The following is a 15342-nucleotide window of genomic DNA, read 5'->3' as shown; positions in this document are numbered from 1 at the left end:
CCAGCGAAACGGGGTGACGGGGGATGTCAGTGGCGATGCGTGCCGAGCCTGATATGGCTTTCACGAGAGCGCGGCGCGGGTTCGTCGCCGACGAGGAGACCGCCGTCCACCTACAGGTAGCACCTCGTCGCGCCATGATCATCAACGCGGTAGAGCCCGGTCTTCTCGTGCCCGGTCTGAGCGTGCCCATGGTGCGCGAGCATCCGCGGCGCAGCGCTCCCATGCGAGCGCTGCTCGACCGGTTGCTGCTGGGGCGTGAGGGGCGTGCGCGCCGGGCGATCGTCGATCCGGACGAGCAACTGGCCGCGGAGCTCATCCGCCTGTCGGGTCTCGATCCGCGATGGGGGTTCTTGCAGTCGGCGCGGCAGGTGGGCGACGGCACCGAACTCGACCACTGGGCGATCGGCCCTGGTGGCGTGTACCTGTTGAACGCGAAGCATCTGCCGGGTTCCCGCTTGTATGTCGCCGGCGATCGCTTCCTCGTCGACGGCCTGGAGCAGCCCTTCGTCCCCGAGATCCGCGGGGAGGCACGTCGTAGCGCCGGCAAGATCTCGATGTCGGCGCAGTGGGAGATCGGGGTCACCGGGGTGATCGTCCCGTTCAACGACCGGAAGCTGGTCGTCGAGCAGTTCCCGGACGACGTGGCCGTGCTCGACCAGATCGACGTGGCCAACTGGCTGGTCAACCGCCCCGAGCAACTGGGGAAGCGGCAGGTGATGGACGCTTTCAGCGCCGCCCGCGACGCCACCTTGTGGATTCCGAGGTTCGCCGTCTGACCCCGTGGGCGGTGCTCGCCACGGCCACCGGCGAACGGCTGGGTGGCCTGGCTGAGGCCTCCGGGCTGCAACTATGGATGCCATGCCGAACGATGTGGAAGACGCACCCGACATTCCGGACCCGGCCGTCGGGCAGGCCGAGCCCGGACTGGCCGAGCAGCACCTGTGGGCTGATCTCGCGACCCGCATCCGCGACGCGCAGGACGCCTACTACGGGGGCCGGAACGAATCTCCGATATCGGACGCCGACTACGACGAGCTGATGCACCGGCTCCAGGCACTGGAGTCGCGGTTCCCCCAGTTGCGGACCCCGGAGAGCCCGACCCAGCAGGTGGGGTTCGCCCATCAGGTGACCGACTTCGCCCCCGTCACCCACACCGAGCGCATGCTGAGCCTCGACAATGTCTTCAGCGCCGAGGAACTCGGCGAGTGGATGGCCCGGACGCGCAGGGCCCTGGGTGACGAACCGATCGAATGGCTGTGCGAACTGAAGATCGACGGCCTGGCCGTCGACCTCGTCTACCAGCAAGGTCGCCTGACCAGCGGTGCCACCCGTGGCGACGGACGCGTGGGCGAGGACATCACCCCGAACGTCGCGACCATCTCCGACATCCCGCACCGATTGGCTGGTGAAACCGTGCCCAGCCTCGTGGAGGTACGGGGGGAGGTGTTCTTCCCGATCTCCGCGTTCGCCGACCTGAATGCCTCGCTCGTCGAGTCGGGCAGGCCTCCGTTCGCGAACCCTCGCAACGCGGCAGCCGGGTCGCTGCGGCAGAAGAACCCGGCGGTGACGGCGACCCGCCCGCTGCACATGCTCGTCCACGGCATCGGGGCCCACGAGGGTTTCACGCCGACCCGGCAGTCGGAGGCCTACGAGCGGCTCGCGGCCTGGGGGTTGCCCGTGTCGACGGCGGTTCGGGTGCTGACCTCCGAGAGCCAGGTGCTGGATTTTGTCGCCCACTACGGCGAACACCGGCACGACCTGTCACACGAGATCGACGGCGTCGTGGTCAAGGTGGACGACCTGTCGCAGCAGGCCCGGCTGGGGGCGACCTCACGAGCTCCCCGCTGGGCGATCGCGTACAAGTATCCGCCGGAGCAGGTGAACACGAAGCTGCTCGACATCCAGGTCAACGTGGGTCGCACGGGCCGCGTGACGCCGTTCGCGGTGATGGAACCGGTGCGTGTCGCGGGCTCGACCGTGTCGCGGGCGACCCTGCACAACGCCTGGGAGGTCAAGCGCAAGGGCGTCCTGATCGGCGACACCGTGGTGCTGCGCAAGGCGGGGGACGTCATCCCCGAGATCCTCGGACCGGTCGTCGAACTGCGCGACGGCACCGAGCGCGCGTTCGTCATGGCCACGCGCTGTCCCGCCTGCGGGGCTTTGTTGCGTCCCGAGAAGGAATCGGACAAGGACATCCGGTGCCCGAACACGCGCTCGTGCCCGGCGCAGCTGACCGAGCGGCTGTTCGCCCTGGCTTCGCGACAGGCTTTCGACATCGAGGCCCTCGGCTGGGAAGCGGCCCGGGCCTTGCTGGAGGGCGGGATACTGACCAATGAGGCCGGCCTGTTTGATCTGAGGGCCGACGAACTCGTCCGCACGACGTTCTTCACGCGCAACCCGAAGCCGGACGACCCCCCGGAAGCGGTGGTGAACGGCCGGGTGCTCTCGGCCAACGGGGAGCGGCTCCTCACCAACCTCGAGGTGGCGAAGTCCCAGCCGCTGTGGCGCGTCCTGGTGGCGCTGTCGGTCAGACACGTCGGCCCGACGGCCGCGCGAGCGCTGGCGACCCGGTTCGGGTCGATGGACGCGATCCGCGCGGCGTCCGTGGACGAACTCGCCACCACCGACGGGGTGGGGACGATCATCGCCGAGGCGGTCAAGGAGTGGTTCGAGGAGCCGTGGCACGTCGAGGTCGTGGAGCGCTGGACCGCGGCAGGGGTGCGCATGGCCGACGATCGTGTGGCAGGCGAGATCGTCCCCCAGACGCTGACGGGCCTGACGCTGGTCGTGACCGGCACGCTGGAGGGCTTCACCCGCGAGCAGGCTGAGGCCGCGATCACCGCTCGGGGCGGCAAGGCCGCGGGGTCGGTCTCGAAGAAGACCGACTACGTGGTCGTGGGGGACAATCCTGGCTCGAAGGCCGCCAAGGCCGAGAAACTCGGCCGTCCCGTCCTGGACGTGGAGGGCTTCCGGTCGCTGCTCGACGGCGGGCCCGCCGCCCTCGACGAGCGATGACGCGCCCGGAATCTCGGGGTACCGCTCGCGTGCGGGTTGCGGGGTCTGGAACGATGAGACCATGCGTGTTCACATCGGAACAGACCATGCCGCTTTCGAACTGAAGGAATACCTTGTCGAGCACTTGCGCGCCGACGGCCACGACGTCGTCGACCACGGCGCGGCGGCTTACGACGCGAATGACGACTACCCCGTGTACATCATCCCGACCGCGGAGGCCGTCATCGCGGAGGCCGACCAGGGGGTGCTCGGGATCGTGCTCGGTGGGTCCGGCAATGGCGAGCAGATCGCGGCCAACAAGGTGAAGGGCGTGCGGGCGGTGCTCGCCGATCGCCCGGAGCTGGCCCAGCTCGGGCGGGAGCACAACAATGCGAACTGCTTGGCCCTCGGCGGCAGGTTCGTGACTCCCGAGGAGGGCCTCGAGATCGCTCGCGTGTTCCTGGCTACGGAGTTCACCGGTGAGCAGCGTCATGCTCGCCGACTGCAGCTGATCGCCGACTACGAGGATCACGGGTCGATCGAGGCCTGAGCGCCGTTGGCCCAGCATCGGTTTCGCGTGCCGGGTGGTTCGCCGGGACGAAGGGACTCCAGTACACTTGAGCCCGGCTGTCCTCTTGGGGACGCCATCCGGGGCGTAGCGTAGTGGCTAGCGCGCCTGCTTTGGGAGCAGGAGACCGCAGGTTCGAGTCCTGTCGCCCCGACCCGCTTGTCAGGCTGGTATCGCGCCTTGTGGATGTCTGGTTAGTAGTCTGCGCTGCCCTCGAATTTGTGCCTCTTTGTGCCCGTTCGTGCCGCCGGGTGCCGTTTACCGGGTAAACCCGTGACTAGGGGAGACGCCGCGCTCGTCTCGGCCGATTTTTACCGGGTAAACGTCGCCTCCGCCCTCCCTCTCGCTCCCTGAGTGTGGCTGGTGCGCGGGGGTGTGAGGGCGGAAAGTCGGTGAGATTTCTCGCCCCTCCCACTTGTCTATCTCTATACACGGGTGTATAGTCGTAGACAGATGGAGCGAGGGAAGGAAGCCTTGAGATGACCGCCACCTACGTCAGGATCCAGGACCGCAAGTATGGCACCGATGGTCTGTTCGACCCTGAGCGGCTGTCGTTCGGGATGTCGATGAGCGACGAGAGCGCCCGCCGCGGGGTGTCCTGCTGCGACGATTTGGAGTCCCTCATGGACTACTACGTGCAGGCTCCGGTCCTGATCGGCGATGATCCGGTCATCGTGGTCATGGAGGGCGAGCTGTCCGACGACGAGCCGCTGGACGCGCAGCTCGGCGAGCGGCTGATCTTCCCCACTCGCATCGTCGAGGTCATCGACGCCGAGACAGCCGGGTTCTTCGACGGCGTCAACGAGCGCCTCGGCTGGTGACCGGCACATCACACACGAGAGGATCACATCATGGACAATTTCGGACGCACCGGGATTGAGGCGTGGCTGGGCGAGGCCCTGGGCTCGCTGACCGAGGGGCAGATGGGCGCGATCACCGGCTACGCCGATGAGGTGACCCGGCTGTTTCCCGACGAGGTCGAGGATCGTGCGGAGTGGGATGCTGCGCTGTCGGCGGCGATGCAGGTGATGCTCCGGGAGACGAGCCTGACTGATCTGGGCCGGGCCCTGGATCTCGCGCGGTCGGCGGAGCGGGTGGCGATGGCGGCGGTGCAGGGCGGGATCATTGCGGCGTCCGAGACTGGCGTTCCGGAGATGGAGATCGCGCGGCAGGCTGGCGTGAATCGTCAGACGGTGCGGCGGGTGCTCGGGAAATGACTGCCGGGCTGTGCACCGTCTCGGGCTGCGGGCAGAAAGCTGTCGCCCGGGGCTGGTGCATGCAGCACTACAAGCAGTGGCGCCGCACGGGTGAGATCCCTGTCGCGGGACGGCAGGTCGGCGAGCCGGACGGTCACGGCCGCTACGGCGTCCTGGAGCGCCACGACGATGCTGCCCTGTGTCATGAGTGTGGCGGCTGGTATGTGTCGGTCGGCGCTCACGTGCGGCTGGCGCACGACATGACGGCCGACGACTACCGCCGGGCGCACGGGCTCAAGCGCACGCAGCCGCTGACCGCGCTGTCGTATGCGGCGCGCCAGTCCGAGCGGGCGTCCGGGATGGTCGGGTCGTCGGCGTGGCGGCGGCTGGAGGCTGCGAGAGATCCGCAGGCGGCGGCCGACGCGCGCACCCCTGACGTATTCCGTGCTCCGGCCGGGTCGGCGATCCATGCCGAAGGCGCGACTGATGGGCGTCTGGATCTGCACCGCCCGGCAGCGGAGAAGACGTGCCCGGTGTGCGGGCGCACCTACACCGGCCGGGACAAGTCGTGCTCCGATGAGTGCGCGCGCGAGTTGTGGCGGCGTGGCCGCCGGCGGCAGGCCGAGGCGGTGCCCCAGCTCGACGACGATCAGGTCGGAACGCTGCGGCGTGCGACCGGCGAGGCCCTCGACGCCGAGGTGCGGCGGTTGCAGGCCGCCGGGTACACGTCGGCGTCGATCGGCGAGGCGCTCGGGCATGGCCCGGCATGGATGAGCAGGCGCTACCCCCGCGGAGGAAAATAGCCGCGGATTCCGCTTGACACTGGCCTAGGATCTATGCCATAATTAAGACATCGGGACGGCGAGGGGCCGACCTGGAAGAGGAGAAGAAGACATGACCACCACCACCGCAACGATCACCTGGACCAAGCTCCGCAGCGGCTCCTGGGGCATCAAGGGCCACGGCCTCGTCTCGGGTGAGACGGTGACCGTCACCAAGCGCAGCGGCGAGACGAAGTCCGCGACGGTCGGCAAGGTCCTGTGGACCAGCGACGACGGCGTGTCGATCGCGACCGTGGCATCCTCGACCGCCTCCCGGACTTCGCACAGCGCCAGCCAGCATGGTGGCACCTGCGACGAGTGCGGACGCTACTCCCGCAATCTGGTCCTGGCATACGACCTGTCGGGGATCGCTGGTGATGTGTGCCCGCGCTGCAAGCGCGAGGAGGGCACCCTGAGTTTCTGCTGACAACACCGATACGGCCCGGCCCTCCGGGGCTGGGCCACTACCAGGGAAAGGGGCCGCATGAGTGACGCGGCGGAGTTGAAGACGCGCCGGGAGATGACCGGGGCGTCGCTGGCCGACATGGCCCGGGCCCTCGGCTACGAGGGCCCGGGCTCGGAGGCGAGCTATCAGCGCTATGAGCGTGGGGCGCGTGGCGTCCCCGACTATGTGTGGGCGCTGGTCGACCGGCTGGAGGCGTGGATCGATGCCACGGTGGCCAGTGCCGTGGCCGATGCGGGACGCCATCCCGGCCAGGTCGTCACGCTGACCCGCTGGGCCAGCCCGAGGGACTACGCGGACGCGAGTCCGGATGCCGGGACCGTCCCGTATGCGGTGCATTCCCGTGCGATCGGCGTCGCGCGGGCGGCGCTGCTCGGCATGGGGGTCGCGGTCGATGTGGAATATTTTTCCCCCAACCCACTTGACAGTGGCCTAGATGCTAGGCCATAATATAAGCAGAGGGACGGCGAGGGGCCGACCCGGAAGAGGAGAAGAAGACATGACCACCGAAGAGGCACTCGCCGAATACGACGCCTACCGGGCCAGCCTCCAGGGCCGCCAGGGCTGGGCCTTCCGGCTCGGCGCCAAACGCGACGAGCTGGCCGAGCAGGCACCCGGCATCCGCGAGGCCCTCAGGGTCCGCGCCGACGCGGAACTCGCCCGCCACTGACCAGCCCGGCCGGGGCGGGATTGTCTGCCCCGGCCCCCACACTTGAACCCAGCATCTGAAAGGACCCCTGACATGAGCACTGAGACCAGGACCATCACCATCGTCATTGACGCGGCCTACGACCTCAACATGGCCGGTTTGCTGCCTGACCTGCACACTGTGAGCGGCGACGAGTACGAGGCCGCCGAGGCCGCCCGCGACAAGGCTGTCGCCGACTTCGAGGCGGCGGTCGAGGCTGTCCGCGAGGGCGTGTCCCGCGAACTCGGCATCACGATCGAGATCGTCTACGCCTCCTACGGCTCGCCCGAGGCGTACGCGGCGACTCCCGGCGAGGATGACGCCGAGATCACGCAGCGCGCCTGGCAGGCAGTACAGGACGCTGCCGCGGCTCGCCTCGACGCGGCCACCGGCATCACCGCGCTGCTCGCCGACCTCAACGCCTACGGCGGCGACAACATTTGGCAGGATCTCATCCTCACCGCCACCGGCTACGACGACGAGGCGACCGCCGCCCTCGACCCCGGCTTCCGCTCCGACGTGGCTGTGATCGGCGGGCACGTCCTCCGCTGGATCGAGCAGGACCATGAGTGGGCCGAGACGAGCCACTGAGACGCAGAAAGCGGCCCCGGCTCCCTCGTGTGAGGGGCCGGGGCCGTGGTGTGTCAGAGTGGCCGTGGCCACACGATGGGTCCCGGGGTGGGGGCGGCGGGGATGAGGCCGGGGATGATGAGGCAGCCGCACAGGTCGAGGGTGTCGCCCACCTGCACGGGCGCCCCTCCGACCGAGCTGCTGATGTAGCAGGTGACCGTGGTCGTGGTAGCCGTGGCCAGCAGCGCACCGAAGATCCGGCCGACCGGCGTCCACACTCCTGCTGTCAGGTCGGTGCCGGGATCCGGGGGCCGACCGGAGGTCCGCTCAGGTGTGACCATGACCCGTGTGGTGCGGGATGAGCGGGCGAGGATCGACACCGCACCCGGCATGCCCTGCGGCCACGGAATGTTTTGCACGAAGAGCCCGCACGTGGCGCCCGCGGCCGGTGCGGTGGTCCAGGTGATGCGCCGTGTCTCGGCCGCGCTGTATCCGGCTGGGCGGTCCGCGACCGGCGCGTTGGTCGACGCGCCACCGGTGCCAGACAAGTAGCCGAAGCCTCTGCCGTAGGCGGGATTCGCACGTGGCTGCCATCTGGCATCCAGGTGTGCGGCCCTCACCGGACCGCTCCCGTCAGGCGATGATCGCGGCCCGCAGCCCGGCGACCTCCATCGTGGGCCCGCCGACCGACCCGACGACCCGGAACGTCCACCAGGTGTCTGCGGTGGGCGTGGCCACACCCACCAGATGCACCCAGCCCGTGCCCGAGATCGTGCGGGCGACGGCGTTCGCCGCGCCCGCCCGGGTGGCCAGCGTGAGGTAGACGGTCCGGGTCTCGGCCGACACGAGCCGGGCCCACGCCTCGGCGCGGACGCGTGCCGGAGGCTGACTGGTCCGCAGCGGCAGACTGATCGCCCGTGTGGCCAGCGGCGTGTAGGTGTCGGACGGGGCCAGCGTGATCCCCCCACCATGCTCGGTGCTGATCAGCAGCGACGGGTCGAGCAGAGGCCCCGTCCCCAGTTGTCCGGCCACCCACCCATCCGGTGAGGTGAGCAGTCCGGCCGCACCGAGCAGGTCGAGTCCCCACACCCCGCCGACATTGATCAGCCTGCGGTCCAGCGCTGCGGCCCTCATGCCGCCAGCTCCAGGACGGGCAGAGACGCGCTACGAGAGAGAGAGAGAGAGAGCTTGCCTCGTCCTGCCAGCGAGCCATCATCCACTGCGAGACCATGAGGACCTCCCGATCCGTGAGCACACGCGGCCACACCGCAGCCGCCACCGTCTGCGACAGGCGCGCACCCGTCCTGTCCTGGCCGACGAAGATCCTCTGCACACCCGCCGTGCTCAGCCGCCAGCCATCGGCCGACGCCTGCCAGCGTGGCAGGCCATCCACCAGCAGACCGAGCGGCTGAGCAGTGCTCACGCGGGCGGTCAGCACCCGGCGTCCAGCCGCCACACTCGACACCGTCGCTGACACACCCGTGCCGCCACCCTGCGAGAGGACCAGCCGAGACGACTGGGATGCGCCCGTCCACGATATGAACACCCGATCGGCCGCGGCAGGATTCGTGTCGAGCAGCACGACCTCACTGGACACCTGCGCGTCGAGGTCGGCGACGACGACAGCCGTCACCGCCTGCCCCCACAGCGCAGACTCCTGCGACCCCCGCCCCTCGATCTGCCAGGCAGGCGGCCCAGCGATCGCCTCCAGACGACGATCCGTGAGCGCGGCCCGCATCAGACAGCCCACGCACTCGGGACGGCACCAGCCTGACCCGACACGAGGACCCACCAGCGGACGCCGTCCCATTCCAGCATCCACTTGTCGATCGCGCCCGCAGCCGACGAGAGCACCGGCGCAGCCGACGCTCCATAGGAGACCATCGCTCCCTGCACCGTCAGCGTGCGGCCACCCGTGCCGTCCTGCGTCGCGTTGACCTCGACGGTGAATGCGGGCGTCCCGGCCGCGAGTGTCGGCAGCGTCAGGACGACATTGCCGGTCAGCGTGGCATGCAGCACACACCCAGTCCGCGCGGCACCAGTCACCGCATCCAGGGCCACCGGCCCCGACCACGACAGGCCTGTGACCACCGTGCCATCCGGGCCAGGCGGGCCGATCGGGCCAGGATCGCCGCGTACTACCGGCGACGTGGGTGACGCGGCGGCCAGGGACAGGCAGTCCAGCAGGTCGACCGTGCCACCCTCGACCGGGCATGTCAGGACACCCGACAGAGTCAGGGCGGGCAGCTCGGCGGTGGCTGGCAGGGTGATGCGGATGCGGTACTGGGTGGCGTCGGTGTCCACGTCGGGGTCGGCGAGGTTGAGCACGTGGGCGCTGAATGGCCAGTCGTCGCCGTCGGGGCCGACGAGCCACGAGACGGGCTCGGGGACATACCCGATGCCGCCGTAGCGGATGACGGTCCCGGCCGCCACCAGCGGGGTGATGAGGATGGTGGCGGTCCGGGAGACGGCTGTGGGCTCGGTGCCCTCGGGCACCCCGCCGAGCACGGATGCGAGCCCGGCGAGCGTGACCGTCAGGGACGGCCCCATCGGCTCCGGCAGGGTGGTCACGGGCTACTCCTGGGTGGTGGCGGCCACAGTGATGGGCGCGTTGACGACGGCCACGAGTGCCTGCGCGACCGTCAGAGCCGCCGAGATCACCGCGAGGACCTGCGTCACCTGCGCATCGGAGGCGATCGAGAACGCGACCAAAGCGACACCGACGCCACCAGCCAGGGTGTAGAGGGTCGCACGCAGCTGGGTGGCCAGCCACGTGGCCTTCTGCGAGCCGTCGAGGTTGGCCAGCGCCAGGAGCGCGACCGCCGTGGACAGGATGCCTGCGGCCAGGTTGGTGACCGCGTCGCCCTGGGGGCTGGTGATCAGGCCGAGCCCCTGGAGGGCGACCACGATCGTAGCGACGGCCGCCTGGATCGCCTGACGGCGGGCGGCGGTCAGCCATGCGGAGATGCGGGAGATCATGACTGTGCCTCCTGTGTGGTGCTGAGGGTGACGGTCGCCGAGTCGATCTCGGCGTCGATCGCATCGGACACGGCCTTGGTGACGGCCGCGACGATGGTGTCGGTGTCGACGGTCCCGCCGCCGACCTGCTTGAGGGCCTCCTCCAGCCCGGCAATCCGGGCCTGGAAGCCGTTGATGAGATCCCGGATCGAGTTGAGATTGGCGTCCAGCCAGGCCACGGTCTGGTGCAAATTGGTGGTGCCGGTCGGCCCGCCCGCCCGGTCGAAGCTCCGCTCGAAGACCTCGGTGACGGCGTTGCCGATCGCGTTGAGGATGTACTCTCCGTCGCCGGTGTCGAGGACCCTGTTGGGGCTGCCGTCTGCGCCGTAGCGCTGCACGCCCAGACCGAGGACTCTGTCCCGAGTCTCCTTGATCCACGTCTTCGTTTCTGCGTCCATGTCGTCATCCTCCTGAGTTGTGGTTTGGGTGCCGTCGTAGTAGGCCTGCGCGCGGGCCATGTAGGCGGTGTTCTGTGCCCCGGCGATCGCGCCGGGACATGAGGTCGAGGAGAACCGCGAGTGGGGGAAGACGTTGATTCCCCACGCCGGCCGCCCCAGCCCGTAGTGGCGGCAGAGTGCGGCCACGAGATGAGCCCCGTTGTCGAGGGTCGCCTCGCTGATCGTCCAGCCGGGTGCAAGAGCGTTGTTGGCGTGCTCGATGCCGATCGAGGTGAGGTTGGTCGCCCAGTCCCCGGCGTGCCAGGCGGTGTCGACATCGTTGACGAGTTGGCCGATACGGCCGGAGGTCTCGACCTGATAGTGCGCGGACGCCTCGCGGGTCTGCCACACGTCGTAGCACTGGTCGACGGTCAGGGTTCCGGCGTTGTGGTGCAGGACGATCTTGCTGATCGCCTTGCCCTCGCGGCCAGCGGTGTAGTGGACGCCGATGATCTTGTCGACGTCGGCGATGAGACTGTCCCAGTCCTTCATGCTTCACTCCTGGGTTTCGGGCGCGAGAAAAGCCCTCACCGGATGGCGAGGGCTTGCAGGTGGTTCTGGGGGTGGGCTCAGGGCGCGAGGTTGATCAGCGCGATGATCATCCCGACGAGGGAGATCATCATCATGGCCAGCGAGATCCCGACCGTCACGACCTGCCAGATGGGGGTCTTCGCGGGCTTGACGGCCTCCAGTCCGGCCCGGAGCTGCGCCGTCGTCTCGTCGACGGCTGTGATGCGCTGCTCCCACTCGGCGCGGGTCACGAAGCGATCCGAGTCGAGCTTGTCGTTGATCTTCTCGACCGACGCCGCTAACCGTTCGTAGGAGCGGGCGAGCTCGCCCATCGTCCACGGTTCGGCGTGCTCCTCGGGCATGGGCTCAGTCCTCGTCGGTGATGTAGGGCAGGTTGCAGGTGCACCAGCCGGAGGTGCGCTCCTCGGGCATGTTCACCCTCACCACCCCGCCGCAATGTAGTTCACCCTCGCCTGGCCTGACCCGACAGCAGCAGCGCCGACCATCATCCGGATGTGACCCTGCACGCTGCCAGAGGTCGCAGTTCCCGGGACGATATAGCCGTTCGGCCGCGCAGCACCGTCTCCGTTGAAGGCCACGAACCCGATGAGGCCGCTAGGGAACGCACGCGGCCAGGTGATCGACCCGTAACCATTGACATCGAGTGAGATGACCGCAGAGCCGACCTGGAGCAGCAGCGGAGAGCCAGACGGCCACGGGCCACCGGCCACCACATCGTCGCCGTCACCCGCAGCCCTCCACAGTCGAGCAAGTTGCTCCCACTGGCTGCCGTCATGCACCCACCACGACAATCCCGATCCGCTGCCGGTCGTCGCCGCCTGCCCGGCCCACGGGGACGGGACCGCGGCGTCACGGGCGGACGCGGTGGCGAAGTGGGGGACGCCGTCAGCGCCCGCCATACGCGGAGCCAGCCACACCACCGACGGATCGCCGGTCCCGGCAGGCGGCACCACGACACGGCCCAGCACCAGATGCGCGTCCGACGGGACCGCCGGATCGGCAGGAGACGCGGCGGCCGTGCCGACCGCCACATGGAACGTCACCTCCGGAGCCGAGCCGGTGCCGCCCTCCGCCGGATCGTTGAGGGTCAGATAGGCGAGATCCCAGCGGGTGTACGACGCGTGCGCCGCCGACAACGCCACCTGTTCGTCGGCCTCCACCGCATACCCGTACGGCCCCGACAGGCCCAGCCCGATATCGATCTGCCCGGCGTGCGGATGGAGCGTCACCTGCGTGCTCGACGCTGCCAGCACGCTGTCGGGGGTCCCAGGCCGCACACACGACACCCCGCCCAGCGGGCGAGTCGCCGTCGCACCCGGCATCAGCGGGGCCAGACCGGCCAGACGCAGACTCCGGCCGTGATAGGCCGGGGAGCCGTCGACCGCGTCGAGCGGCCACGCGTGGATTGTCATGCGTCCTCCTCAGATTCCGAGCTTGGTGACGGTCAGCGCCGTGCCCTGGAAGATCACTTGCGCGCCGCCAGTGGTAATGCCGCTGTACGGGGTCGCCTGATAGCCACGTCGGCATCGCAGCACGTATGTCGTGTGCGGCATCATGTCCAGCCGGTGCATGTGACCTGATCCGGCGTTCGCGACCCGCACAAGCTCCGAGGTGCCGACGAAGACGTGGCTGTAGTTCCCATCCCCGTTTTGCGGCGGGCGAAGCTGGATGCCGTTCTCATCCATCACCTCCATGCCGATCGTGGCGATCGTCGTGGCTCCATAGCGCGATCCGGCGATCAGCATCCCTCCGCACTGGTAGGAGATGCTCCCCGTCGACGACGTCGTCACCTCCAGTGTCGCGTCGGCTGCGGCGTCGAAGGCTACCCACGTCAGGGGGATGTCGGCGGTGAGCGGGTCGAAGGTCAGCGCGGTCGCTGATCCCGGCGACGCCTCGGAGAACTGGGTCTGGTGAAGCAAGAAGTCGATAGGCCCTGCGAAGCTGCTGCGGATCGCCGCGAGCGCCTCGGCCTGGTCGGTCTTCATTTTGGCGATGTCCTGGACCATCCATCCGTCTCCGGACGGCATCACGTCGGCGAGATTCGCCACTGTCAGACCTCCTCGGCGTCGTGCAGGATCGGGGTGACCGTCTGGACTCCGGACAGGGTGAGCTTCCAGCCGATGCAGCGGGCGGTGCCGGTGACCGGCTGCCACAGCGGGCGGCCTTCGGAGTCGGCGACCTGTGCCCCGGACGTGTCGCGGAGCGGATCGGACACCGACGGATGAGCGATGGAGTAGCCGATATCGTCGCCGACGCTCCAGTCGACGCCGAGCCGGGGGGCGGACTCGACGGCAGCGGACAGCGACCATGTGGTCGCGCCGTCCTTGGCGACGGCCAGCTTGGACGCGGCGTGCGACCGGAGCGTGGACTCCTCGGTGATCGAGGTCGACGGCGTCCACCGGTATTCGAGTTTCGGCCGGTCGGGATCGTTGAAAGCGAAATGGCCGGAGGTGAGACGGTCGTTTCCGTCGGCGACAGCCGTCGCCATCACGTCGTTAGCGCCCTTGCCGTCCGCCCAGTCCTCGCCGCGCTCGAAGCTGGACAGGCATCCGGGCATGTCGAAGACAGCCGACGGGGCGAACCCGGAGGGTACCGTCTGCCCGATGCGTGGCGCGACCTGCACGACGGGGATGTAGCGCTCCGGGCCGGTCAGATGCCGCCATGTCACGGTCCACTCCGGGCCGCCCTCCCGGCCGGATATCTCGGAGAGCACCGACAGAACGGTTCGGTCATCGGCGTCGGAAACGTTGAGGTCACCTGCCGCCGAGTCGGACAGCACCTCGACGAGCATCGCCGGGCCGCCGTCGGCGACATAGGAGGCGAGGACTCCGGCGACGATCTGGGTCTCGGCGACGGCATTGTAGGCGGTGTTTCCGCAGTAGCGCTTGGCGAGGTGCGCCTCCCACGATGCGACCCCGAATGTCGCCTCGTCGTCCTCGGTCAGCTTGCTGGACGTCGTCCATCCCCCCCAGACGGGAGTGTCGTCGTCGAGGAGGACGAGATAGCTGGCCCACGGGGCGATGGCGCGCCGCCAGTCCGCTGGCGCTCCGGGAATCGGGAGCGATCCGGGCCCGGACCAGTAGCCGCACAGTGTGGAGCCGATCTCGTCGATGCTCAGGTCTGGCAGGTCGCAGATCGGCTCCCCGGTCGTCGATTCGCACGCGATCCACGCCAGTGCCATCAGGTCACCTCACAGCCACGCCGGTTGAGTGGTCACGGTCAGCAGTCCGCCTGCGGCGTCGCCCGCCTGGGACAGCGCCCACGTGTTGATGCCGGGCTCGAACGCCGACCAGCCGCGACCGGTGACCCAGCGGGCACGAGATGCCGTCTCCTGGCCCTGCGCGAGAACGGTGTGAGCGTCCATGTCGACCACGACGTACTCGCCCGCCCCGAGAGTCAGCGACGATGCGAAGACGAGCTGGCGCCCCGAGTTGAGATGCGTCACGATCGGCCCCTCGATCGGTCCGTCGATACGGACGACGACCGGACCGGACATGGTGCCGGGATTGGCGAGCCGGACGAATCCGGACACGACCTGCGCGTCGATGATCAGCGGCAGCGTGCCGAGAGTCTCGCTCGCACCGACGGTCAGGCCGCCGGTCACCGAGGGCAGGCCCGTGGTGGCGGTCAGCGCGGTGCCGAGCTTGCGAGGGTCGGGCGCGAGGAACTGGGACGAGTACGACGGGCTGAGCTGGGAGGACCAGTCGACCAGGGTCTCGTCGGAGCGGCGCACCTGCACCGTCTGCACGCGGCCTGCGTCGGTCATCACCAGCGGCGTGAGGGTGAGCCTGCTCGCCGCGTGAAGCTGGTCGAGGGCGGCGACCGCCGCGTCGTGCGACGGAGCGGTCAGCGACCCCTTGACGGTGACGGTCCGGCCTGCCAGCCAGGCGTCCCCGGCCCACACGCCGTTCGCTCTCGGGCGCTTGCCAGACGAGTAGCTCGGAGCGGGTGCATCCCACCAGTTGATCTCCGGCTCGTGCCAGACGACACCCTGCGCGTCGACGCCGATGAGGGACAGGCCGTTCAGACTCAAGCCAGGATTCGACATGCGCCCCT

20 protein-coding genes and 1 tRNA gene are annotated in these 15342 nt (G+C 69.0%); 11 read left to right on the top strand and 10 right to left on the bottom strand.

The window, feature by feature from the left end:
* Positions 1-53: 53 nt before the first annotated feature.
* The 11 genes from FB473_RS09965 to FB473_RS09915 all read left to right on the top strand — a co-directional run bounded on the left by FB473_RS09965 (position 54) and on the right by FB473_RS09915 (position 7321).
* Complete coding sequence (locus FB473_RS09965; RefSeq protein WP_167166960.1) at positions 54-776, top strand: hypothetical protein; 723 nt, start codon at positions 54-56, stop codon at positions 774-776.
* A gap of 82 nt (positions 777-858) precedes the next feature.
* Positions 859-3015 carry an NAD-dependent DNA ligase LigA gene (gene ligA, locus FB473_RS09960; protein WP_167166958.1) on the top strand — a complete coding sequence of 719 codons (2157 nt, stop codon included), beginning with the start codon at positions 859-861 and terminating at the stop codon, positions 3013-3015.
* Positions 3016-3076: 61 nt separating this feature from the next.
* On the top strand, positions 3077-3544 hold the full coding sequence (locus FB473_RS09955) for a ribose-5-phosphate isomerase (protein WP_167166956.1): 468 nt from the start codon (positions 3077-3079) through the stop codon (positions 3542-3544).
* Positions 3545-3643: 99 nt separating this feature from the next.
* Positions 3644-3716 (top strand) — tRNA-Pro (locus FB473_RS09950).
* 325 nt (positions 3717-4041) lie between these two features.
* Positions 4042-4383 (top strand): hypothetical protein, encoded by a 342-nt coding sequence (locus tag FB473_RS09945; protein WP_167166954.1) that lies wholly within the window; start codon positions 4042-4044, stop codon positions 4381-4383.
* 30 nt (positions 4384-4413) lie between these two features.
* Positions 4414-4779, top strand: a complete 366-nt coding sequence (locus FB473_RS09940) for a hypothetical protein (protein WP_167166952.1) — start codon at positions 4414-4416, stop codon at positions 4777-4779.
* Complete coding sequence (locus FB473_RS09935; RefSeq protein WP_167166950.1) at positions 4776-5561, top strand: MucR family transcriptional regulator; 786 nt, start codon at positions 4776-4778, stop codon at positions 5559-5561. Before FB473_RS09940 ends, FB473_RS09935 begins: the two co-directional genes overlap by 4 nt.
* A 91-nt stretch (positions 5562-5652) precedes the next feature.
* Positions 5653-6006 carry a hypothetical protein gene (locus tag FB473_RS09930; protein ID WP_167166948.1) on the top strand — a complete coding sequence of 118 codons (354 nt, stop codon included), beginning with the start codon at positions 5653-5655 and terminating at the stop codon, positions 6004-6006.
* 57 nt (positions 6007-6063) lie between these two features.
* Positions 6064-6492, top strand: a complete 429-nt coding sequence (locus FB473_RS09925; protein WP_167166946.1) for a helix-turn-helix domain-containing protein — start codon at positions 6064-6066, stop codon at positions 6490-6492.
* Positions 6493-6541: 49 nt separating this feature from the next.
* Positions 6542-6712 carry a hypothetical protein gene (locus FB473_RS09920; protein WP_167166944.1) on the top strand — a complete coding sequence of 57 codons (171 nt, stop codon included), beginning with the start codon at positions 6542-6544 and terminating at the stop codon, positions 6710-6712.
* A 72-nt stretch (positions 6713-6784) separates the two neighbouring features.
* Complete coding sequence (locus FB473_RS09915; RefSeq protein ID WP_167166942.1) at positions 6785-7321, top strand: hypothetical protein; 537 nt, start codon at positions 6785-6787, stop codon at positions 7319-7321.
* A gap of 53 nt (positions 7322-7374) precedes the next feature.
* Here the strand turns inward: FB473_RS09915 and FB473_RS09910 are convergent, their stop codons facing one another.
* From FB473_RS09910 to FB473_RS09865, 10 genes are all read right to left on the bottom strand, one after another.
* The gene (locus FB473_RS09910; RefSeq protein WP_167166940.1) at positions 7375-7920 is read right to left on the bottom strand and encodes a hypothetical protein; all 546 of its coding nucleotides are present in this window, start codon (positions 7918-7920) and stop codon (positions 7375-7377) included.
* A 13-nt stretch (positions 7921-7933) separates the two neighbouring features.
* Positions 7934-8434 carry a hypothetical protein gene (locus tag FB473_RS09905; protein ID WP_167166938.1) on the bottom strand — a complete coding sequence of 167 codons (501 nt, stop codon included), beginning with the start codon at positions 8432-8434 and terminating at the stop codon, positions 7934-7936.
* 603 nt (positions 8435-9037) lie between these two features.
* Positions 9038-9871, bottom strand: a complete 834-nt coding sequence (locus tag FB473_RS09900; RefSeq protein ID WP_167166936.1) for a hypothetical protein — start codon at positions 9869-9871, stop codon at positions 9038-9040.
* Between the two features lie 3 nt (positions 9872-9874).
* Positions 9875-10279: a phage holin gene (locus FB473_RS09895; RefSeq protein WP_167166934.1), complete on the bottom strand. Its 405-nt coding sequence runs from the start codon at positions 10277-10279 to the stop codon at positions 9875-9877.
* On the bottom strand, positions 10276-11247 hold the full coding sequence (locus tag FB473_RS09890; RefSeq protein ID WP_167166932.1) for a peptidoglycan recognition protein family protein: 972 nt from the start codon (positions 11245-11247) through the stop codon (positions 10276-10278). The genes FB473_RS09895 and FB473_RS09890 overlap by 4 nt, the downstream gene beginning before the upstream one ends.
* A 77-nt stretch (positions 11248-11324) precedes the next feature.
* Positions 11325-11627 carry a hypothetical protein gene (locus tag FB473_RS09885; RefSeq protein ID WP_167166930.1) on the bottom strand — a complete coding sequence of 101 codons (303 nt, stop codon included), beginning with the start codon at positions 11625-11627 and terminating at the stop codon, positions 11325-11327.
* A gap of 78 nt (positions 11628-11705) precedes the next feature.
* The gene (locus FB473_RS09880) at positions 11706-12698 is read right to left on the bottom strand and encodes a hypothetical protein (protein WP_167166929.1); all 993 of its coding nucleotides are present in this window, start codon (positions 12696-12698) and stop codon (positions 11706-11708) included.
* A gap of 9 nt (positions 12699-12707) precedes the next feature.
* Positions 12708-13292, bottom strand: a complete 585-nt coding sequence (locus FB473_RS09875) for a hypothetical protein (protein ID WP_167166927.1) — start codon at positions 13290-13292, stop codon at positions 12708-12710.
* A 44-nt stretch (positions 13293-13336) separates the two neighbouring features.
* The gene (locus FB473_RS09870; protein ID WP_167166925.1) at positions 13337-14467 is read right to left on the bottom strand and encodes a hypothetical protein; all 1131 of its coding nucleotides are present in this window, start codon (positions 14465-14467) and stop codon (positions 13337-13339) included.
* Positions 14468-14476: 9 nt separating this feature from the next.
* Positions 14477-15334, bottom strand: coding sequence for a hypothetical protein (locus FB473_RS09865; protein WP_167166923.1), 858 nt, complete (start codon positions 15332-15334; stop codon positions 14477-14479).
* Between the last annotated feature and the right edge of the window lie 8 nt (positions 15335-15342).

The sequence above is a fragment of the Brooklawnia cerclae genome, assembly GCF_011758645.1.
In the GTDB taxonomy this organism is placed as follows: domain Bacteria; phylum Actinomycetota; class Actinomycetes; order Propionibacteriales; family Propionibacteriaceae; genus Brooklawnia; species Brooklawnia cerclae.
Note: the sequence above shows the minus strand (reverse complement) of the source record. Positions and strands in the feature narration are given on the sequence as shown.

Excerpts from the sequence above, each read along its gene's own strand:
- FB473_RS09965 (WP_167166960.1), top strand. The coding sequence starts at position 54 with ATGGCTTTCACGAGAGCGCGGCGCGGGTTCGTCGCCGACGAGGAGACC.
- ligA (WP_167166958.1), top strand. The coding sequence starts at position 859 with ATGCCGAACGATGTGGAAGACGCACCCGACATTCCGGACCCGGCCGTC.
- FB473_RS09955 (WP_167166956.1), top strand. The coding sequence starts at position 3,077 with ATGCGTGTTCACATCGGAACAGACCATGCCGCTTTCGAACTGAAGGAA.
- FB473_RS09945 (WP_167166954.1), top strand. The coding sequence starts at position 4,042 with ATGACCGCCACCTACGTCAGGATCCAGGACCGCAAGTATGGCACCGAT.
- FB473_RS09940 (WP_167166952.1), top strand. The coding sequence starts at position 4,414 with ATGGACAATTTCGGACGCACCGGGATTGAGGCGTGGCTGGGCGAGGCC.
- FB473_RS09935 (WP_167166950.1), top strand. The coding sequence starts at position 4,776 with ATGACTGCCGGGCTGTGCACCGTCTCGGGCTGCGGGCAGAAAGCTGTC.
- FB473_RS09930 (WP_167166948.1), top strand. The coding sequence starts at position 5,653 with ATGACCACCACCACCGCAACGATCACCTGGACCAAGCTCCGCAGCGGC.
- FB473_RS09925 (WP_167166946.1), top strand. The coding sequence starts at position 6,064 with ATGAGTGACGCGGCGGAGTTGAAGACGCGCCGGGAGATGACCGGGGCG.
- FB473_RS09920 (WP_167166944.1), top strand. The coding sequence starts at position 6,542 with ATGACCACCGAAGAGGCACTCGCCGAATACGACGCCTACCGGGCCAGC.
- FB473_RS09915 (WP_167166942.1), top strand. The coding sequence starts at position 6,785 with ATGAGCACTGAGACCAGGACCATCACCATCGTCATTGACGCGGCCTAC.
- FB473_RS09905 (WP_167166938.1), bottom strand. The coding sequence starts at position 8,434 with ATGAGGGCCGCAGCGCTGGACCGCAGGCTGATCAATGTCGGCGGGGTG.
- FB473_RS09895 (WP_167166934.1), bottom strand. The coding sequence starts at position 10,279 with ATGATCTCCCGCATCTCCGCATGGCTGACCGCCGCCCGCCGTCAGGCG.
- FB473_RS09890 (WP_167166932.1), bottom strand. The coding sequence starts at position 11,247 with ATGAAGGACTGGGACAGTCTCATCGCCGACGTCGACAAGATCATCGGC.
- FB473_RS09885 (WP_167166930.1), bottom strand. The coding sequence starts at position 11,627 with ATGCCCGAGGAGCACGCCGAACCGTGGACGATGGGCGAGCTCGCCCGC.
- FB473_RS09880 (WP_167166929.1), bottom strand. The coding sequence starts at position 12,698 with ATGACAATCCACGCGTGGCCGCTCGACGCGGTCGACGGCTCCCCGGCC.
- FB473_RS09875 (WP_167166927.1), bottom strand. The coding sequence starts at position 13,292 with ATGGTCCAGGACATCGCCAAAATGAAGACCGACCAGGCCGAGGCGCTC.
- FB473_RS09870 (WP_167166925.1), bottom strand. The coding sequence starts at position 14,467 with ATGGCACTGGCGTGGATCGCGTGCGAATCGACGACCGGGGAGCCGATC.
- FB473_RS09865 (WP_167166923.1), bottom strand. The coding sequence starts at position 15,334 with ATGTCGAATCCTGGCTTGAGTCTGAACGGCCTGTCCCTCATCGGCGTC.